Source organism: Streptomyces sp. NPDC051322 (assembly GCF_040689485.1).
GTDB lineage: Bacteria > Actinomycetota > Actinomycetes > Streptomycetales > Streptomycetaceae > Streptomyces.
Genome location: NZ_JBFBAK010000016.1, coordinates 78,788 through 94,228, shown reverse-complemented (window position 1 = coordinate 94,228; position 15,441 = coordinate 78,788). Strand labels below are relative to the sequence as shown.

At 69.6% G+C, this 15,441-nt stretch carries 17 protein-coding genes and 1 pseudogene; 7 read left to right on the top strand and 11 right to left on the bottom strand.

Going from position 1 to position 15,441, the window contains the following annotated elements:
- The first annotated feature begins 48 nt into the window (after nucleotides 1-48).
- On the top strand, nucleotides 49-540 hold the full coding sequence (locus AB0436_RS28580) for a hypothetical protein (protein ID WP_366470833.1): 492 nt from the start codon (nucleotides 49-51) through the stop codon (nucleotides 538-540).
- A gap of 68 nt (nucleotides 541-608) precedes the next feature.
- Here AB0436_RS28580 and rlmB read toward each other — a convergent pair whose 3' ends face one another.
- From rlmB to AB0436_RS28550, 6 genes and pseudogenes are all read right to left on the bottom strand, one after another.
- Nucleotides 609-1,565 (bottom strand): 23S rRNA (guanosine(2251)-2'-O)-methyltransferase RlmB, encoded by a 957-nt coding sequence (gene rlmB, locus AB0436_RS28575; protein ID WP_365856897.1) that lies wholly within the window; start codon nucleotides 1,563-1,565, stop codon nucleotides 609-611.
- A 72-nt stretch (nucleotides 1,566-1,637) separates the two neighbouring features.
- Nucleotides 1,638-3,041 carry a cysteine--tRNA ligase gene (gene cysS / locus AB0436_RS28570; RefSeq protein ID WP_366470832.1) on the bottom strand — a complete coding sequence of 468 codons (1,404 nt, stop codon included), beginning with the start codon at nucleotides 3,039-3,041 and terminating at the stop codon, nucleotides 1,638-1,640.
- Nucleotides 3,042-3,152: 111 nt separating this feature from the next.
- A pseudogene (locus tag AB0436_RS28565) lies at nucleotides 3,153-3,556 on the bottom strand (PPOX class F420-dependent oxidoreductase).
- Between the two features lie 122 nt (nucleotides 3,557-3,678).
- Nucleotides 3,679-4,182 (bottom strand): 2-C-methyl-D-erythritol 2,4-cyclodiphosphate synthase, encoded by a 504-nt coding sequence (ispF, locus tag AB0436_RS28560; RefSeq protein WP_366470831.1) that lies wholly within the window; start codon nucleotides 4,180-4,182, stop codon nucleotides 3,679-3,681.
- Nucleotides 4,172-4,945, bottom strand: a complete 774-nt coding sequence (gene ispD, locus AB0436_RS28555; protein WP_366470830.1) for a 2-C-methyl-D-erythritol 4-phosphate cytidylyltransferase — start codon at nucleotides 4,943-4,945, stop codon at nucleotides 4,172-4,174. Before ispD ends, ispF begins: the two co-directional genes overlap by 11 nt.
- Nucleotides 4,946-5,279: 334 nt before the next feature.
- A complete protein-coding gene (locus tag AB0436_RS28550; protein ID WP_006380568.1) occupies nucleotides 5,280-5,762 on the bottom strand; it encodes a CarD family transcriptional regulator in 483 nt (160 codons plus the stop codon).
- A gap of 546 nt (nucleotides 5,763-6,308) precedes the next feature.
- Between AB0436_RS28550 and AB0436_RS28545 the strand changes: the two genes are divergently transcribed.
- Nucleotides 6,309-7,001 carry a DUF461 domain-containing protein gene (locus AB0436_RS28545; RefSeq protein ID WP_366470829.1) on the top strand — a complete coding sequence of 231 codons (693 nt, stop codon included), beginning with the start codon at nucleotides 6,309-6,311 and terminating at the stop codon, nucleotides 6,999-7,001.
- A gap of 137 nt (nucleotides 7,002-7,138) precedes the next feature.
- Here AB0436_RS28545 and AB0436_RS28540 read toward each other — a convergent pair whose 3' ends face one another.
- Together AB0436_RS28540 and AB0436_RS28535 are read right to left on the bottom strand one after the other, a co-directional pair.
- Nucleotides 7,139-7,819: a response regulator transcription factor gene (locus AB0436_RS28540; protein ID WP_366470828.1), complete on the bottom strand. Its 681-nt coding sequence runs from the start codon at nucleotides 7,817-7,819 to the stop codon at nucleotides 7,139-7,141.
- Nucleotides 7,816-9,093: an ATP-binding protein gene (locus AB0436_RS28535; RefSeq protein WP_366470827.1), complete on the bottom strand. Its 1,278-nt coding sequence runs from the start codon at nucleotides 9,091-9,093 to the stop codon at nucleotides 7,816-7,818. The genes AB0436_RS28540 and AB0436_RS28535 overlap by 4 nt, the downstream gene beginning before the upstream one ends.
- 188 nt (nucleotides 9,094-9,281) lie before the next feature.
- Between AB0436_RS28535 and phoU the strand changes: the two genes are divergently transcribed.
- Both phoU and AB0436_RS28525 read left to right on the top strand, forming a co-directional pair.
- Nucleotides 9,282-9,962: a phosphate signaling complex protein PhoU gene (gene phoU, locus AB0436_RS28530; protein WP_366470826.1), complete on the top strand. Its 681-nt coding sequence runs from the start codon at nucleotides 9,282-9,284 to the stop codon at nucleotides 9,960-9,962.
- A 132-nt stretch (nucleotides 9,963-10,094) separates the two neighbouring features.
- Nucleotides 10,095-10,241 carry a hypothetical protein gene (locus tag AB0436_RS28525; RefSeq protein WP_366470825.1) on the top strand — a complete coding sequence of 49 codons (147 nt, stop codon included), beginning with the start codon at nucleotides 10,095-10,097 and terminating at the stop codon, nucleotides 10,239-10,241.
- A 72-nt stretch (nucleotides 10,242-10,313) separates the two neighbouring features.
- Here the strand turns inward: AB0436_RS28525 and AB0436_RS28520 are convergent, their stop codons facing one another.
- Nucleotides 10,314-11,060: an aminoglycoside 3'-phosphotransferase gene (locus AB0436_RS28520; RefSeq protein ID WP_366470824.1), complete on the bottom strand. Its 747-nt coding sequence runs from the start codon at nucleotides 11,058-11,060 to the stop codon at nucleotides 10,314-10,316.
- Nucleotides 11,061-11,197: 137 nt separating this feature from the next.
- A complete protein-coding gene (locus AB0436_RS28515; RefSeq protein WP_366470823.1) occupies nucleotides 11,198-11,710 on the bottom strand; it encodes a TetR/AcrR family transcriptional regulator in 513 nt (170 codons plus the stop codon).
- 125 nt (nucleotides 11,711-11,835) lie between these two features.
- On the opposite strand from AB0436_RS28515, the gene AB0436_RS28510 reads away from it, so the two are divergent.
- Nucleotides 11,836-12,807: an SDR family NAD(P)-dependent oxidoreductase gene (locus AB0436_RS28510; protein WP_366470822.1), complete on the top strand. Its 972-nt coding sequence runs from the start codon at nucleotides 11,836-11,838 to the stop codon at nucleotides 12,805-12,807.
- Between the two features lie 20 nt (nucleotides 12,808-12,827).
- On the opposite strand, the gene AB0436_RS28505 is transcribed toward AB0436_RS28510, so the two are convergent.
- Nucleotides 12,828-13,202 carry a VOC family protein gene (locus tag AB0436_RS28505; RefSeq protein WP_366470821.1) on the bottom strand — a complete coding sequence of 125 codons (375 nt, stop codon included), beginning with the start codon at nucleotides 13,200-13,202 and terminating at the stop codon, nucleotides 12,828-12,830.
- Nucleotides 13,203-13,389: 187 nt separating this feature from the next.
- On the opposite strand from AB0436_RS28505, the gene AB0436_RS28500 reads away from it, so the two are divergent.
- Nucleotides 13,390-13,902, top strand: coding sequence for a hypothetical protein (locus AB0436_RS28500; RefSeq protein WP_366470820.1), 513 nt, complete (start codon nucleotides 13,390-13,392; stop codon nucleotides 13,900-13,902).
- Between the two features lie 192 nt (nucleotides 13,903-14,094).
- On the top strand, nucleotides 14,095-15,381 hold the full coding sequence (locus tag AB0436_RS28495) for a lanthionine synthetase LanC family protein (protein ID WP_366470819.1): 1,287 nt from the start codon (nucleotides 14,095-14,097) through the stop codon (nucleotides 15,379-15,381).
- Nucleotides 15,382-15,441: the final 60 nt, after the last annotated feature.

Below are 15,441 nucleotides of genomic sequence, written 5' to 3'. Positions count from 1 at the left end.
AACGGATCACGGCCGCCTCATGAACGAGCCGTAGACAGGAATCTCCGTTTGGCCTTCGCCCACACAGCGGACGGTACCGACGCGCTGTCCGTGCCGGTGCCGGGGCTGACGCCGGAGGTGCTGGACGTCATCCGGGTGGTGGCGTCGGCGCGGATGGATGTGCCGGCGAGGCGGCGCACCGGCGGTGGTCACGGCAGCGGCGGGCATGGCAGCGGCGGCGAGGAGTTCTTCCTGCCCGTCACCTCGAGCACCGAGCGGGTGGCCGCGCCGGGAGGCCCCGGGGAGTTCCGCGTCGTCCACACGGCGGTGGCACGGCTCGCCCCCGACGCTCTCAACTCCGGGCGGAACGCGGGCATCTGGGGCCTGCGGGTGCGGATCACCAGCTGCGGCCGGCAGCGGGACACCGTGCTGCCCGTCGCTCTGTCCAGCGCGAGGGACGGGGCGGAGCCGGTCGTCCTCGACGGGGCGCGGGTGACGTTGCTGCGCGGGGTGCGGCGGCGGGTGGGCCGGGTCCTCGCCCGGGTGCGCGCCCGGGCGTGACGCGCGGTTCGTCGGCGCCGGTTCTCACTTCCCCCGGCCACAGCCGGAGGAAGTGAGAATCCAGTGGGTCAGGCGCGGCGGCGGGCCGCCTCGTACAGGACGATGCCGGCTGCGACACCGGCGTTGAGTGACTCCGCGCCGCCCGGCATCGGGACCCGGACCCGGTAGTCGCAGGTCTCGCCGACCAGTCGGCCCAGACCCTTGCCCTCGCTGCCGATGACGATGACGACCGGGCCGCCCAGCGCCTCCAGGTCCTGCACCTCGTGCTCGCCGTCCGCCGCAAGGCCGACGACCGTGATGCCGGCCTTCTGGTAGCCCTCCAGCGCCCGGGTCAGGTTGGTGACCCGGGAGACCGGGGTGCGGGCGGCGGTGCCCGCCGAGGACTTCCAGGCGCCGGCCGTCATCCCGGCCGCGCGGCGCTCCGGCACGACCACGCCGTGACCACCGAACGCGGACACCGAGCGGACGATCGCCCCGAGGTTCCGGGGGTCGGTCACTCCGTCGAGGGCGACGATCAGCGGGTCCTCGTTGGCGTCGTAGGCCGCGTCGGTGAGGTCCTCGGGGTGCGCGTACTCGTAGGGCGGGACCTGGAGGACGAGGCCCTGGTGGTTCAGGCCGTTCGTCATCCGGTCGAGCTCCGGCCGCGGGGCCTCCATCAGATTGATGTTGCCGCGCTGACCGGCCAGCTGGAGCGCCTCGCGCACCCGCTCGTCGTTGTCGATGTACTGCTGCACGTACAGGGTGACCGCCGGTACGCCGTCGCGCAGCGCCTCGTAGACCGGGTTGCGGCCGACGACCATCTCGGACGTGCCCTTGGCGCCACCGCGCCGGGGGGCCGGGCGGCGAGCCGCGGCCTGTCGCGCCTGGGCACCCGCGACCCGGTTCTTCTTGTGGCCCTTGCGTGCGGACGCGGGCGGCGTCGGCCCCTTTCCCTCGAGGCCGCGGCGTCGCTGGCCCCCGCTGCCGACCTGTGCGCCCTTCTTGTTGGACGTACGGCGGTTCCTGCGCTGGCTGTTCCCGGCCATGACCTACCTGTTTCGTTGCTGCTCAGTACGTACTACGTATAGGAAAGTGTGCCGCGAACGGCAGCGGACTGCTCACCGCGGGCCGAGTGTCCAGCGGGGACCGCTCGGGCTGTCCTCGATGACCAGGCCGGACTGCTGGAGCTGGTCACGGATGGCGTCCGCCGTCGCCCAGTCCTTCCGGGACCTGGCCGCCTCGCGCTGTTCGAGGACGAGACGGACGAGGGTGTCGACGGCACCGTGCAGGTCTTCGCCGCGGTCGCCCTCGCCGGTGGCCCACTGTTCGTCGAGCGGGTCGAGGCCGAGGACGCCGAGCATGGCCCGGACCTCCGCGAGCCGGGCGACGGCCGCTTCCTTGTCGTCGGCGGCCAGTGCGGAGTTGCCCTGGCGGACCGTGGTGTGGACGATCGCGAGTGCCTGCGGGACGCCCATGTCGTCGTCCATCGCCTCGGCGAAGGCGAGCGGCACCTCGGCGGACGGTTCGACCACCCCGCCGGCCTTCTCGATGACGCGCTGGACGAAGCCCTCGATCCGCGCGAAGGCCGAATCGGCCTCGCGCAGCGCGTCGTCGCTGTACTCGATCATCGACCGGTAGTGCGGGGTCCCCAGGTAGTAGCGCAGCACGATCGGGCGCCACTTCTTGACCATTTCGCTGACCAGCACCGAATTGCCCAGCGACTTGGACATCTTCTCGCCGCTGAGGGTGACCCAGGCGTTGTGCAGCCAGTACGTCGCGAAGTCGTCGCCGAACGCCTTGGACTGGGCGATCTCGTTCTCGTGGTGCGGGAAGATCAGGTCGATCCCGCCGCCGTGGATGTCGAAGGCGCGGCCCAGATACTTGTGGGCCATCGCGGAGCACTCCAGGTGCCAGCCGGGCCGGCCTCGTCCCCACGGGGTCTCCCAGGAGGGCTCACCGGGCTTGACCGCCTTCCACATGGCGAAATCGCGCGGGTCGCGTTTGCCGGTCTCGCCCTCTCCGGACGGCTGGCGCAGATCGTCCAAGTCCTGGTTGGAGAGCTGCAGATACCCGTCGTACGACCGCACGTCGAAGTAGACGTTGCCCTCGGCCTCGTACGCGTGGCCGCGCTCGATGAGGCCGCGCATCATCTCGATCATCTCGGGGACGTGACCGGTGGCGCGCGGCTCGTAGCCGGCCGGGAGGCAGCCGAGTACGTCGTAGCCGGTGTTGAAGGCGCGCTCGTTCTCGTACGCGATCGACCACCAGGGGCGGTTCTGCTCCGCGGACTTCTTGATGATCTTGTCGTCGATGTCGGTGACGTTCCTGACGAACGTGACGTCGTAGCCGCGGTAGGCGAACCAGCGGCGCATGATGTCGAAGTTCAGTCCGGACCTGATGTGCCCGATGTGCGGGGCCGCCTGCACCGTGGCGCCGCAGAGGTAGATCGAGACGCAGCCCGCGGCGAGCGGGACGAAGTCACGGATCTGCCGGGCGCTGGTGTCGTACAGACGAATAGTCACCCCACCAGGGTAGTGGTCCCATACCAGTGCCCCGTGACCCTTTGGCCCACGGGGCACCGAAGTGTGACCCAACAGTGCTGCAGAAGCCGACCGGAACCGACCGGAAGCCGCTCAGAGCCTGCCGACGACCTTGCGCGGACTGATCCGGACGACCACCCGGGCGCTGTCGTTGGCGGCGTCCGGGTTGAACTCCGCGTACTTCTTCCCGGAGTACTTGAGCGACAGCTCGTCGATCAGCTCCTGGCCGCCCTCGGTGCTGAGCGCCGCGGTGCCGCGGATCTCGGCATAGGTGTAGGGGTCGTCGAAGGGCTGCAGCAGCACCGTCACCCGGGGTCGCGGCGCAGGTTCTTCTCCTTGCGGCGGCCCACGGTGGTGGAGATCAGCACATCGTCGCCGTCCCGCTTCACCCAGACAGGTGAGACCTGGGGGGTGCCGTCCGGCTGGATGGTGGCGATATTCACGAAGACCGGGCTGTCGAGCAGTTCCTTGAGCTTGTCGCTGAGTGCGGCTGACACGGGTTGTCCTCCGGAGGGGCGGGTGAGGCGGTGGTGTGCGAATGGAATGAGTACCCCGTCAGCGGCGGTTCTGACCGTTCCCAGGGCACCAACCCCCGTACGGCGCCCGATCCGTCCGCCGGCTACCGCTCCGACCGCACCACCAGGGCCGTCGCGACGGCGGCGAGTCCTTCGCCCCTGCCGGTGAAGCCGAGCCCGTCGCTGGTGGCCGCGGAGACCGAGACGGGCGCGCCGACCGCTTCGGACAGCACCCGCTGCGCCTCGGCCCTGCGCTTGCCGATCTTCGGGCGGAGGCCGATCACCTGGACGGCCACGTTGCCGATGGCGAAGCCGTCGGCGCGGACGATCCGGGCCGCCTCGGCGAGCAGGGTGAGACCGGCGGCGCCGGACCATTCCGGGCGGCCGGTGCCGAAGTGGGCGCCGAGGTCGCCGAGCCCCGCGGCGGAGAACAGTGCGTTGCAGGCGGCGTGCGCGACCACGTCCGCGTCGGAGTGCCCGGCGAGCCCGGGGCCTTCGCCCTCCCAGCGCAGGCCGGCGCACCACAACTCCCGGCCCTCCTCGAAGGCGTGGATGTCGGTGCCGATGCCGACGAGCGGCAGCACGGGTCCGGGCGTCTCAGAATCCATGGTTGGCCCTCCTGCGGGCGAGAACTGCCTCGGCCAGCACCAGGTCGAGCGGCCGGGTCACTTTGAACGCCTCTTCGTGTCCGGGGACGACCACGACCCGTACGCCGAGCTGCTCCACCATGCTCGCGTCGTCGGTGACATCGCCGGTCACCGTGGCGTGTGCGCGCGCCAGCAGCGCCCGGTCGAACCCCTGCGGGGTCTGTACAGCGCGCAGCCTGGCGCGCTCGGGGGTGGCGACGACCGGTTCGGGGCAGCCTTCGGGCTGTGGTTCGACCTGCTTGACGGTGTCGGCGAGCGGCACGGCGGGCACCACGGCGGGGGAGCCGCCGCGCACCGCCTCGATCACCGCGTCGACGGTCTCGACGGGGACCAGCGGCCGGGCGGCGTCATGCACCAGCACGGTGCTGATCGTGTCGGGCAGCACCTCGATGCCGCGCCGTACGGATTCCTGGCGGGTGTCACCGCCGGGGACGACGACGACGTCCGTACCGGCGGGGGGTGCGTACTCGTTGATGAGGGAGGTGACCCGGGCCACGTCGTCCGCCGGGGCCACCACGACGACCAGTGACACGGAACGGGATCCGGCCATGGCGTTGACCGCGTGGATCAACATGGGTGTCCCGTTGAGGACGCGGAGCGCCTTGGGCGTTCCGGGGCCCAGCCGGACACCGCGTCCTGCGGCGGGCACCACCGCGGCGGTGCCGCGATCGGGACCGGACGGGTCGGAGGGCAGGTCGGGACGGGGCAGCGGGGCGTCTGACATCGGTTGCGCGTTCAGGGTTTGTGTCCTCAGCCGACGTGGGTATGGCCTGGGGGTACCCCCGGCCGCTGGTTGGGGGAGTGCCGGGCGCGACGCCTTGACCGGCCCCTTCCGTGACGACTGGTCTCGTCGGATCCCGGGCCCGGCACACCGAGTACCGCGTGGTGCGCATAGCGCCATGGTGGGAGCAGCGTGCCGGACGCCACATGCCGCGGCGCCCGGCGACACATGGGAAGTATTCCATGTAGTCATCGGGCGCCGCGGCAGTGCTTCACGGCGGAGCACTTACTCCGACGTCATGCTTCAGTGGCGGAAAGCAGCCTTCGGGCGGGAGCCTTCAGGACGCGAGAACCTCGTCGAGCAGAGCCTCGGCCTTGTCCTCGTTGGTGTTCTCCGCAAGAGCGAGCTCGCTCACCAGGATCTGGCGGGCCTTGGCGAGCATGCGCTTCTCACCTGCGGAAAGTCCGCGCTCACGCTCCCGGCGCCACAGGTCACGCACCACTTCCGCGACCTTGATGACATCGCCGGAGGCGAGCTTCTCGAGATTTGCCTTGTATCGGCGGGACCAGTTGGTGGGCTCTTCGGCATACGGTGCGCGAAGCACCTCGAAGACCCGGTCCAGCCCTTCCTGACCAACCACGTCGCGCACGCCTACGAACTCCGCATTGTCCGCCGGCACACGAACAGTCAAGTCGCCCTGGGCGACCTTGAGCACCAAGTAGGTCTTGTCCACGCCTTTGATCTGGCGAGTTTCGATAGCCTCGATCAGCGCGGCCCCGTGATGGGGATAGACCACGGTGTCGCCAACCTTGAACGTCATGTGACAGGTACCCCTTCCGTGGCTATCCAGGGTAACACGGATACGGCTTCTTCTGAATGGCGTTTTCGCAGGTCAGAGCATATCTCGGGGCTTGACAACAGCAACAGGAACGTGCTGCGGACGCCTTCCCGGAGGCGGTATTCGCAGGTCGGAGCGGCTCTGCGGGCGAAGAGAAACACGTACGTTACACGGATCCGGAGCCCTTCTTCGGGGGTTGAACGTCCCGATTTGCCGCATTCGAAACGGTGAACTTCAGGGCTGTAGTTCGATCATCGATCACTCGTACGGACGCAATCCGAAATTGATCACCACGGCTCGCAAGGGAGCCGCAAGGGACCTGATGAGCTTTTTCCGGAAGGAATAGGCGGCGGGCCGGAGAATTGATCACCGCCGATATGTGAACGGCGTACGACGCAGTGCGATCGAGCACCTCGCCGAGACCCGAGCGCCGCCCGGGGCGGGTCGGGTGCGGCCCCCGGAAGACGGCTCGGTAACCTGAGCGCGCCCGATCTCTGCTGTCCATACGTCTTAGGAGTTGCCGCAGCCATGAGCCGCAGCCTTCGACGCGGTGCCATCGCCGCTTCTGCCATCGTGGTCTCGATTGCCGCCCTGTCCGCCTGTGGCGCAGGCAACGACGCTCAGACGCTCGAGGTGAAGCCGGACAACGCGGCCACCTCGGTGGGCAACCTCCAGGTGCAGAACGCGACGGTGATCACCCAGCCGAAGGCCGACGCCAAGGGCCCCGCCGTGATCACCACGAGGATCTTCAACAACGGCACCAAGAGCCAGACGCTGGACTCGATCGAGCTGCCCGGCACGGGAGCGACGGTGAAGCTCTCCCCGAAGAAGGGCGGCTCCGGGCCCATCACCGTGCCGGCGAACGGCTCGGTTCTGCTCGGCGGCAAGAACAACCCCTCCGCCGTCGTCGCCGACAGCCGCACCGTGACGAACGGCAACGCCCAGCAGGTGGTCTTCCACTTCAGCCAGACCGGCAAGGTCTCGCTGCTCGCCTACATCGTCCCGGCGACCAGCTACTTCAGCAGCTTCGGCCCGAGCTCTCTCCCCCCGACGGCCAAGCCCACGCCGTCGACCAGCCCGTCGGGTTCGGGTAAGCCGTCGGGTTCCGCCACGCCGTCCGGCTCGAGCACCCCGCCCGGCTCCGCGGGCCGGGGTGCGGAGTCCACGTCCGGCACGACAGCGGGCACGACGGCCGGCACGACGGCCGGTACGCAGAGCTGATCCCCGCTTCCGCGCAGCGCGGTGCCCCCGCCAGGCCTCAGCGGCCCGGCGGGGGCACGTTTCGTTCCGTACGCCGTTCCCGTACGCCGTTCCGTAAGCCGTTCCGTAAGCCGTACGGCGCGTGCGGCCGGTGCGGCTTACGGCTCGAACTTGTAGCCGAGGCCGCGCACCGTCACCAGATAACGGGGCGCCCCCGGATCCGGCTCCACCTTGGCGCGCAGCCGCTTCACATGGACGTCGAGGGTCTTGGTGTCGCCGACGTAGTCCGCGCCCCAGACCCGGTCGATCAGCTGCATCCGGGTCAGCACCCGACCGGCGTTCCTGAGCAGCATCTCCAGCAGGTCGAACTCCTTCAGCGGCAGATCGATCTTCCCGCCGGAGACCGTGACCACATGGCGGTCCACGTCCATCCGGACCGGACCGGCCTCCAGCGCGCCTTGGGAGACCTCTTCGGGCTCGCCCCGGCGGCGCAGCACCGCGCGGATCCGGGCGACCAGTTCCCGCGAGGAGAACGGCTTGGTGACGTAGTCGTCGGCCCCTATCTCGAGGCCGACCACCTTGTCGATCTCGCTGTCCTTGGCGGTCACCATGATCACCGGGACGTTGGAGCGGCCGCGCAGCTGGCGGCAGACCTCCGTGCCGGGCAGGCCCGGCAGCATCAGGTCGAGCAGCACCAGGTCGGCGCCGTTGCGCTCGAATTCGTCGAGCCCCTCGGGGCCCGTGGCCGCGATCGCGACCTCGAATCCTTCTTTGCGCAGCATGTAGGACAGGGCGTCGCTGAAGGATTCCTCATCCTCGACGACGAGCACTCGGGTCACGGAAGGACCTCCGGGGCAGGAATGGGGTCAGAAGTAAGGAAGGTCTGGTGCGGCTGGTCGTCGTCCACGTCGACGGCGTCCGGCTCCTCGTCCGCACGGCTGCGGTGATCGCGGCGTTTGCTCCCGGCACCGGCCTCCGGCAGCCGCAGGGTGAAGGTGGAGCCCTGTCCCTCGGAGCTCCACACGGTGACATCCCCGCCGTGCGAGGCGGCCACGTGTTTGACGATGGCGAGGCCCAGTCCGGTGCCGCCGGTGGCCCGGGAACGGGCCGGGTCGACCCGGTAGAAACGTTCGAAGATCCGCTCGCGGTCCTTCTCGGAGATGCCGAGCCCCTGGTCGGTGACGGCTATCTCGATGAAGTCACCGCCGGGTGCGGCGACCCGCTGCGCGACGATACCGACCCGGGTGCGGTCCTGTGAGTAGTTGACGGCGTTCTCGACGAGATTGCCCAGCGCGGCCGCGAGCTGGCCGCGGTTGCCCCAGACGGACAGGTCGGCCGCGCCGCCCACGGTCATGCTGATCTGTTTGGCGCCGGCCTGGTGGCGGCAGCGGTCGACAGCCTCGGCGGCCAGGACGTCGACCCGGACCGGCTCGGCGTCCTCCAGCGGGTCGTCGTTCTGGACCCGGGAAAGATCTATCAGCTCCTGGACCAGATTGGTGAGTCTGGTCGCCTCGATCTGCATCCGGCCGGCGAACCTGGTCACCGCCTCGGGGTCGTCGTTGGCCCCCATGACGGCTTCGGAGAGCAGCGAGAGCGCGCCGACCGGGGTCTTGAGCTCATGGCTGACGTTGGCGACGAAGTCGCGTCGTACGGCTTCGATACGGCGGGCCTCGGTGAGGTCCTCGACGAGCAGCAGCACAAGACGGGAGCCGAGCGGCGCGACCCGGGCGGAGACCGCCAGCGCCTCGCCGCGGCCGGTGCCCCGGCGGGGCAGATCCAGTTCGACCTGGCGGATCTCACCGTCCCGGCGGGTGTCGCGGGCCATGTGCAGCATGGGCGTCACGGCCAGCTTCCCGCCCCTGACCAGGCCCAGCGCGTACGCCGCCGAGCTGGCCTTGACCACCGAGTCGCTCTCGTCCAGCACCACCGCCGACGAGCGCAGCACGGAGAGGACGGTGTCGACTCCGGGCGGCAGGACGTCGTCGGTGTGCAGCGAGCCGCGGGTGGGGCGTGCCTGGTCGCGCTCGCTCCAGCGGAACGCCAGCATCGCGATGACACCGGTGCACAACCCGGCGATCGCGCTTGCTGCGGCGACCGCCGCGTTCACGTCCATGCCTCAAGGTTATGCGGGCCGACCGACACTCCCCCAGCCATACGGGTGCCCGCTCGAACGTTCGTCGCCCAGAGTTCACCGAGGGGATAGGGCCGGTTCACTTCAGATGACGGAAACGGACGCGTGGCGGCCGCACCGTGGGGACGCGGGGGTCGGAGACCTCAAGGCTGTACGAGAGAGGGACTGCAATGCGGGACGCGTACCACGAGGAACTGGACTCGATCGGCGAAGGTCTGGTCGAGATGGCCCGGCTCGTCGGGTCGGCGATCGGCCGGGCGACGACCGCGATCCTCGACTCCGATCTGAAGCTCGCGGAGAGCGTGATCGCCGCCGATGAGAAGGTCGACGAGCTCCAGCACGAACTGGAGGCCCGGGCCATCGCCCTGCTGGCCCGCCAGCAGCCGGTCGCCACCGACCTGCGGATCGTGGTCACCTCGCTGCGGATGAGCGCCGACCTGGAGCGCTCCGGTGACCTGGCCCAGCACGTCGGCAAGCTGACCAGGCTGCGCTACCCGAACCGGGCGGTGCCGCACGACCTGCATGCGACCATCCTGGAGATGGGGCAGCTGGCGCAACGGCTGATGGCCAAGGCCGCCGAGGTCATCATCACCAAGGACGTCGACCTGGCCCTCCAGCTGGAGAACGACGACGACGAGATGGACCTGCTGCACCGCGCGCTCTTCCAGCACCTGATGGACGACCGCTGGAAGCACGGCATCGAGACGGCCGTCGACGTCACCCTGCTCGGCCGCTACTACGAGCGGTTCGCCGACCACGCGGTCTCGGTGGCCAAGCGGGTGGTGTACCTGGTGACGGGCGAACACGCGGACGAGATCCAGGCCGCCCCGGCCCCGGTCGAGGGGGCGTGAACGGCGCGCTTGCACGCGTGCGCCGTTGATGCGCCCCACCGGCCCGGGTATGGGATGAGCACAGGCAGCACGCACTTGGATGCCCATCGGCTCCTATGCCTAACAGCTCGTATGCCTAACAGGAGGATTCCCATGGCAGACTCCCCCGTCGCCGAACCCCAGCAGCCGGCCCCCGTCGAAGTCCACCATCTGCGCGTACTCGGCGCCTGCGGCTGCGGCCCGAGCTGCGGCTGCGGCTGCCAGTCCGGGGCGCCGTGCCAGTGCGGCGGCTGTCACTGAGGGGCTGTCACTCGGAGGGCTGTCACTGAAGGGGCAACTGTCCCTGAGCGGCGGCTCACCTGTGCGGCACCGTCATGTCGCGCTCCAGAGACGCCAGTAGAAGTCCGACCGGTCCGGGTCGGGAGCGACGCCGTATGCCTCAACGAGGGCGTCCTCCCAGCCCGGACCGTAGTTCATCCCGGTGTTCCTGGCCGCAACGGCCAGGTCGGCCCACCGATCGGCCACACCGAGGGCCCCCAGGTCGACGTGACCGGCCCAGGACCCGTCCTCGTACAGCAACGTGTTCGGCGCGCACGGATCACCGTGACACACGACGAGCCGGTCGATCGGCGGCTGCTGCTCGGCCAGTTCCGCCGGCACCTCGATACCCGCCTGCCGGGCGCGTTCCAGCCGATGCTTGACAGACCAGTTGAACGGGCAGTCCGCCACCGGCAACTGCTCGTGCAGCGCCCGCAGCCCCACGCCCAGGGCCCGGACGGCTGCCGCCGGATCCGCCAGCCACCGGGGGCTGACGGCGCTCTCGCCCGGAAGCCCCTGGGTGACCAGCCAGCTTCCCTCCGCACCGGCCCCGCATTCCCGCACCCGAGGCACCACGGTGAACCGCCCGGCCCAGCGCAACCGCTCCGCCTCGGCCACCAGATCCAACCCCGAGCCCAGCGGCGCCCACTTGGCGAACCACCCCCCGTCCGCTTCCCCCACCCGAAAGGTCAAGCCCCCCAACTCGTTCTGCCAAACCGGCAGCAGCGGCTGCTCCCCGGCCAGAGCGCGGATCGGCGCGGGTACGAGCACGGGGGGAAGGGGCGGTCCGGAATAGGGCATGGCCCCATCCTCCGCCCCGCATGGGCCCGCGGGCGATCGATTTCCCGCACCTCCGGCTGCCTGCGGGCCACCTCAGGCCCACTTCCGGCGTAGCCGCGCGCTTTCGATCGCGGGCGGGAAGGGCGATGAAGGCGTCTTCAGCGCACCAGGAGACCGATAGCGACCTTCAGCCGGTCGAGGTAGAACTCCCGTGATGCGGCCTGGTGCTTGAGGCCGATCGACGCGCTGATCACCGTCTGCGCGACCGGGTGAGCCGCCTCCCGTCCTGACTCGATGGCGATCGCGTCTGTGATCAGTTCCTCGAAACGTCGCGGCGCGGTCCTGACGATCTCTCCGAGGAGGTCGGGGTTGTCCTCGATCACCACCGCTACATCGCGTGCCAGCGGGCCGACGTAGCGGCCCGCCCACTGGTCGAACGCTTCGACCAGGCGCTCCGGAAGGGGCCGGCCGGTGTCGGCCAGGACGTGTTCGACCGCTGCGATGTCGCGCTCCAGGGCCTGGGTGACCGCGGCACGGAACAGAGCCTCCTTGGATGAGAAGAGAAAGTAGAGACCGGGCCGGGAGATGTGTGCCGCCCGCGCCACTTCCTCCATCGAGGTCTTCCGGTAACCGAATCGCGCGAACGTGACCATGGCGGAGTTCAGAACCATGGTCCGACGGTCACCATCAGCGACTGCCAACAGTGGGGGGCCGGCATCGGGACTGCTCATGAAAAACGAGCATACGAGCGATAACCCCACTATACAAATCAAGTCTCATGCGTATAGTCCCCGCCATGGCTACTCGCGAAACCGTCTCCACGCCCTTCACCGCCTCCAGCACCGCGGACGAGGTGCTGCGGGGTGTCGATCTCACCGGCGTCCGCGCGATCGTGACCGGAGGTTCCTCCGGCATCGGGAGTGAGACGGCTCGTGCGTTGGCCGCCGCCGGGGCAGAGGTGACGCTCGCTGTCCGGAACACGACTGCGGGCGACGCCGCCGCTGAGACGATCGAGATGTCGACCGGAGGGATTCGGCCCCGAGTCGTCCGGCTCGACCTCGCCGACAGGACCACCGTCACGCGGTTTGTCGACGCGTGGGACGGCCCGCTTCACCTCCTGATCAACAACGCGGGCGTGGTCACCGGTGGCCTCGAACGAACGCGTGAGGGCTGGGAGCTGCAATTCGCGACCAACCATCTCGGCCACTTCGCCCTGGCCACCGGCCTCCACGACGCCCTGGCCCTGGGAGCGGCCGACCGCGACGGAGCACGTATCGTCTCGGTCAGTTCGACGGCGCACATGCGTTCCGGCATCGACTTCGACGACCTCCACTTCGAGCGCCGCAGCTACGACCCGCAGATCGCCTACGCCCAGTCGAAGACGGCGAACTCGCTCTTCGCCGTCGAGGCGACCCGCCTCTGGGCATCCGAAGGCGTTATTGCCAATGCGGTGAACCCCGGCGGTGTCGCGACGGGACTGCAGCGGAACTTCACAACGCAACAGAAGGAGTCGCTCGCTGCGGCCGAGGCCGCCGGAGTCTTCACGTACAAAACGGTCGAGCAGGGGGCCGCCACCAGCATCGTCGCGGCCGTCGCCCCGGAGTTCGCCCACTCCGGGGGCCACTATCTCGACGATTCGCAAGAGGCTTACACCGTGCCGAACGACGCCGAACTCGCGCGGCACCCGCACGGTGTCAAGGAATGGGCGCTCGATCCCGCCACCGCCAAGCGCCTCTGGACGGTCTCGGCCGAACTGCTCCGCGTCTGACCTCTCGACGTCACTCAGCCTCAGTGGAAGCAGAGGCAGAAGGGATGGCCGGCCGGGTCCGCGTAGACTCGCCAGTTGGCCTCCGGGCGAAGCTGGTCCGTCCGCTCCAGCACGGTCGCACCGAGGGCGAGCGCCCGCTTCTCCTCCCCCTCGAGGTCGTCCACGTCGAAGTCCAGGTGGAGCTGCTGCGGGTGCTGCTGCCCGGGCCATTCGGGCGGCCGGTAGCCGTCCACCCGCTGGCAGGCCAGCGGCGTCCCCTCGAACCCCTGCACCTCGACCCAGCCGGGATCCTCCGAATCCGCGACCACCCGGCCGCCGAGCAACTCCGCGTAGAACTCCGCGAGCCCTACCGGATCGGCGCAGTCCAGCGCGACCGCCTGCAGCTTTCGAATCACTTCCGACACCCCTTGCTCTTCGGCCACTTCCGCGACGTCCCCGTACGGAGGGTTGCTACCCGCCGCCGGGGCGGCCATGCGCGGCGGTACGCCGGACCGCCGCCCGACTTCACCCGCATGGGAAGGCTGCAGCCGGGCCTGAACCCCGTGGCCCCAACAGGTGCCCACAAAAGCTAACTTGGCCAACATGACGAGCCAGATCATCACACTAATCGGTGTTCTCTTGGGGGCCCTCACGTCCTTCGTCGCTACGAACTGGGCCGAGCGAGCAAGGTTCCGGCAGACGCTCGCCACGCGCTGGGACGAGCGCAAACTCGATGCCTACATCGAGTACATGTCGTGCGTGAAGGAGGTGGTCCGGGCGGCCCGGCAGGCCATGGAGGCTCGCGAGCACGGCGACGACAACGCCGAATCGATCGCTGAGATGCAGGCGGCGGAAGCCAGGCGCTCGGTGCTCTTCGAAGGCCTCATTCTGCTGTGCGACGACGCCGCCGCCGATGCCGCAAGAGCGGTCAATCAACGAACCTGGGACCTTCTGAGACTGGCACGCCGCGCCGAGGCCGACGCAAGCGGGCAGCACCGCGAGTTGGGCCGCCTCGTCATTGAGGCTCTCAACACTCTGCACGTAGCAGCCCGACAGGACCTCGCGATGCAACACCCGATGCCCTCCCCGGGACGCCGGCAGACACCTGCACCGTGACTTCGATCCACATGTGAAATGCGGCGCGGCGGAAAGCAGCGCGCGATGATCCTGGCCATGACGGCGACTGAAACAGACCTTTGGCCCTGATGACGACGATTTCGCCGAGCTCGCCCGCTGGCTCCGTTCCACCATGCACTGAACTGCACTGCCTCTCCGGATAGGCCCGGAAGATCATGCGAGAGTGGGCCCATGACGGCGCCAGGAGCCACGGTCGTGGATATCGACGAGGTCGAGGGGCTCGCGATCGACGGGCTGCGGTGGTTGACCGAGGCGGCGCGGGAAACCTCCCGAGGCGGCCTCGCCTGGACGACCAGCCCCTCGGACGACGACCTCAACCCGATGCTCTACAGCGGTACGGCCGGGAACGTCCCCGTACTCCTGGAGGCGTGGCGGCACTTCGGCGACGAGTCCTACGCCGACGCCGCTCTGCGCGCGGCCCGCAGCCTCGCGGACTCCGTCGACGGCGTCGACGACGACTCCCTCTACTTCGGCCGCACCGGAATGGCACTCGTCCTGCGGACCCTCCACGAAGAACTCGGCGACAAGCTCGCCGGCGCCGCCGCCGACCACGCGCTGGAACGGGTACGGTCGCGCTTCGACGGGGACCGGTGGGGCGAGCTGTACGAGTTGATGGGCGGCAACGCGGGGATCGGCCTCGGTGCGCTGCTGGCCGGCGACGCGGAACTGGCCGTGCTCGCCATGGAGCCGTATCTGCGGACGGCGGAGCAGACCCCGGCGGGCGTCCACTGGGCGCACCGCCCGGGCATCGCATCCCGTCTGCACCACATCTCGCACGGCACACTCGGCATCGTCCTGGCGCTCGCCCGGGTCGGCGAAGCCACCGGCCGTACGGACCTGGCCGAGCTGGCACTGGCCGGTGCCGCCGACGTCGTGGCGCGCGACGAAGCGGGGCCGGAGGGCTTCCTGGTTCAGCACTCAACCCCGCATTACCGGCCCGATGTGGTCGAGCCGATCAGTTACGGCTGGTGCCACGGCCCGGCCGGCGACGCCCAGGTCTTCCGGCTGCTGCGGGACAGTACGGCCGACCCCGTCTGGGCCGCCCTCGCCGACCGCTGCTGGCACACGGTCATCGGCTCCGGCCTGCCCCAGCGGCTGCGCCCCGGCTTCTGGGACAACAACGGCCGCTGCTGCGGCACCGCGGGCGTCCTCGCCCTGGCCCTCGACCGGATCGCCGAGCAGCACGACCCGCCCGATTTCGCCCGCGTGCTCGTCGCGGACCTCGTCGCCCGCGCGATCCGGGACAGCGACGGCGCCCGCTGGTCCAACGTCGAGCACCGGGCCACCCCGAGCGACCTCGAACCGCGCACCGGCTGGGCGATGGGCAACGCGGGCATCGTCCGCGAACTGCTGCGCTTCGTCAGGCTGAGCCGCGGGGGCGACCCCCGGTACGCGTTCGCCTGGCCGGATCAGCCCTCGGTGCCCGCTCGGGCGCAGGGACGGCGTCAGGCCCCCTAGCCGCGAAAACTCGCGGGTAGAGGGCCTGATGGGTGGGGCTTACTTCTTCTTGCCCTGGTT